Origin of the sequence: Variovorax sp. LG9.2, from assembly GCF_035018885.1 — a bacterium.
In the GTDB taxonomy this organism is placed as follows: domain Bacteria; phylum Pseudomonadota; class Gammaproteobacteria; order Burkholderiales; family Burkholderiaceae_C; genus Variovorax.
Window position 1 is genome coordinate 1 of the sequence record NZ_JASJXB010000074.1, and the last position, 2,591, is coordinate 2,591.

Annotated in this window: 1 protein-coding gene and 1 pseudogene; both read right to left on the reverse strand. The window is 64.2% G+C overall.

What is annotated here, in order from left to right:
• Positions 1-100: 100 nt before the first annotated feature.
• A complete protein-coding gene (gene istB, locus QN413_RS26855) occupies positions 101-940 on the reverse strand; it encodes an IS21-like element helper ATPase IstB (RefSeq protein WP_323499613.1) in 840 nt (279 codons plus the stop codon).
• Positions 937-2,447 (reverse strand): annotated as a pseudogene (istA, locus tag QN413_RS26860) (IS21 family transposase). The gene istB and the pseudogene istA overlap by 4 nt, the downstream one beginning before the upstream one ends.
• Between the last annotated feature and the right edge of the window lie 144 nt (positions 2,448-2,591).

A 2,591-nucleotide genomic window follows, 5' to 3' on the forward strand; every position in this document is an offset into this window, starting at 1 on the left:
TGTGGCGCGTCAATCCATCTGAGAGGCGCGCGACAGTCTGGATGAGAAGGATGTCGCGGCTTTGCGATGATGCCCGAGGTTTGATTGTCGCGGACCGGTTTTAGGCTGACGGTTGAAAGTCGCTGGGCTTGGGAACGCCGACGTTCTTCGGTGTCGCATAGCTGGCCGCGCGCCCGGCGCCGATTTGTTTACGTTCGATGGCGGTGCGCCTGCGGTAGCTCTCGAAGTTCATCTCGAAGATCGTAGAGTGATGAACGAGCCGGTCGACAGCGGCCAGCGTCATGGCGGGATCCTGGAATACCTTGCCCCATTCTCCGAAGGGCTGGTTGGCCGTGATGATCATCGAGCGTCGTTCGTAGCGCGTGCTGATCAGTTTGAACAGGGCCGACGTTTCGGCCTGGTCCTTGGTGACGTAGGCTAGGTCATCGAGGATCAGCACATCGAAGTGGTCAAGTCGGGTGAGCGCCGCTTCGAGTGCCAGCTCGCGACGCGCCACCTGCAAACGCTGAACGAGGTCGGACGTGCGTGCGAACAGCACCCGCCACCCCTTCTCCAGTAAGGCCAGACCGATAGCCGACGACAAGTGCGACTTGCCTCCGCCTGGTGGTCCCAGCAGAAGAACGTTGGAGCCATTGCGCAGCCACTCGTCGCCCGCGCACAGCGCCATTACCTGTGCCTTGGAGACCATCGGCACGGCGTTGAAGTCGAAGTTGTCCAGCGTCTTGCCCGGCAGCAGCTTGGCCTCGGCCAGATGGCGCTCGATGCGCCGCCGGTCCCGCTCGGCCAGTTCGTTCTCGGCGAGCACTGTGAGCAGCCGTGCGGCCGGCCATCCTTCCTTGTCTGATTGCTCGGCGAAGACCGGCCACATCTGCTTGGTGGCCGGCAGCCGCAGTTCGGACAGCAGCAGCGTCAGCCGCGAGGCATCGAAGTTCTCATTCATGCCATGACCTCCGTGGCCGAGCCCATCAGGACATCGTAGGAGCTCAGCGGTGCCAGTCGTACCGTGACCTCCGGCAAGCGCGCTGGGTCTGGGGCGAAGCGCACCAGCAGAGCGTTGAGGTCGGGCAAGCGTCGGTGATCGAGATCGTCTGCCAGCACGCCTGCCAGCTGGACCTCGCACGATCGGTCGTGCGCCAGACTCAGCAGTGCGACCATCGTCTTGCAGGCGACGCGCTCGGCCAGGTGTTCCCGCAGGAACTCGAACGTCAGTCGGTACACATCCCTGGGGAACAGCTGGTCACGGTAGACCAGACTGAGCAGCGCCATCGGCTTGCGTCGAAGCGCATGGATGACGTGGTGGTAGTCGACGACGTGGCCATGCTTGCCGTTGGCACCGCCGCGCCCACGCTCCAGCGTCATGAGCTGCGTCGCGCCCAGCAGCAACTCGAGCCGGTCGTCGTAAAGCCGTACCCGCAGCCGATGGCCGATCGGCCGCGACGGCACGGTGTAGAAGACCTTGCGCAGCGTGAAGCCGCCAGAGGAGGTGACATAGACGAACGTCTCCTCATAGTCGCAGGTTCGCGCCGGCGGTAGCGGCTGCAACAGCGCGCGTTCGGCGTCGATGCGCTTGCCATTGCGGGCGTTCTTGCGGCTGACGATCTCGTCGATGAAGCTGCGGTAGGCGGTCAGGTCGACGAACTCGACAGTACCGCGCAGCAGCAGCGCATCATTTACCGCGCATCTTGAGATGCCCATGCGCGCTCTCGATGGAGCCGTTCTCGTGAGCGACACCGCGGTTGTTGCGCGTCGGCTGCATCAGATAATGCGCGCACAAGGCGTCGTAGCGCGAGGTCAAGTCCTCGCGCGCGTCGGCGTCCAGATTGCGGAACGCCGCCGACAGGCTGTCGCTGCGGTGCTCGCGTGGCGCACCACCCAGCGCCCATAGCGCGTTCTGCAGGCCTTCGGCCAACGCGACGTAGCTCTCGCCGCCCAGGATGACGTGCGCATGCTCGAAGCCCGAGCACACCAGCCTGAAGTGGTAGAGGCGGTGATCCAGCGCAACTCCCAGCACCGTGACCCCGAGGTCGCGCATCTCGGTGAAGTCGGACAACCCCATGCGACCGGCTTCATGAACCTGGCGGAACATCACGTCCCGCTCCTGCCCATGAAGCGCGCGCCATGAACGGATACGGCGTTCGAGGGTTCGACGAACGCTCGGGTCGAGTTCGACGTGGCGCCGTCTCAACTCGTCGAATACGGCCACCGGGCGGATGCCTGGAGCCGCCTCGAGCAGGGGTACGACTTCGGCGTCGAAGATGTTGGCAAGCGGGTCGGGACGCCGTCGCTCACGATGAGCCTTCTTGGTCGAGGGCAGCGGCGGATCGTGCTCGATACGGTACGCGCTGGCCACGCTGATGGCCGCCTGCGCCGCCGCGGTCGGCAGCGTCTTGGAGAGTCTGAGCCATGAACAACCTCATCTGATGATCGTGGATGTGCCTTCCAGGCACGGCAGGGCCTCGCTAGATCGAGAAACCCCTTCGTACCTCACTTACCGCGATCACCGACGAAGCGCCCCTACGGGTTGCCCCTTCGCAGGCATGGTCGGGAGCCTGTCGGGCTACCTGTCTCTTATACACATCTGACGCTGCCGA

What these genes read in the sequence shown, in the direction of transcription:
- istB (WP_323499613.1), bottom strand. Translation starts at nt 940, where the DNA reads ATGAATGAGAACTTCGATGCCTCGCGGCTGACGCTGCTGCTGTCCGAA.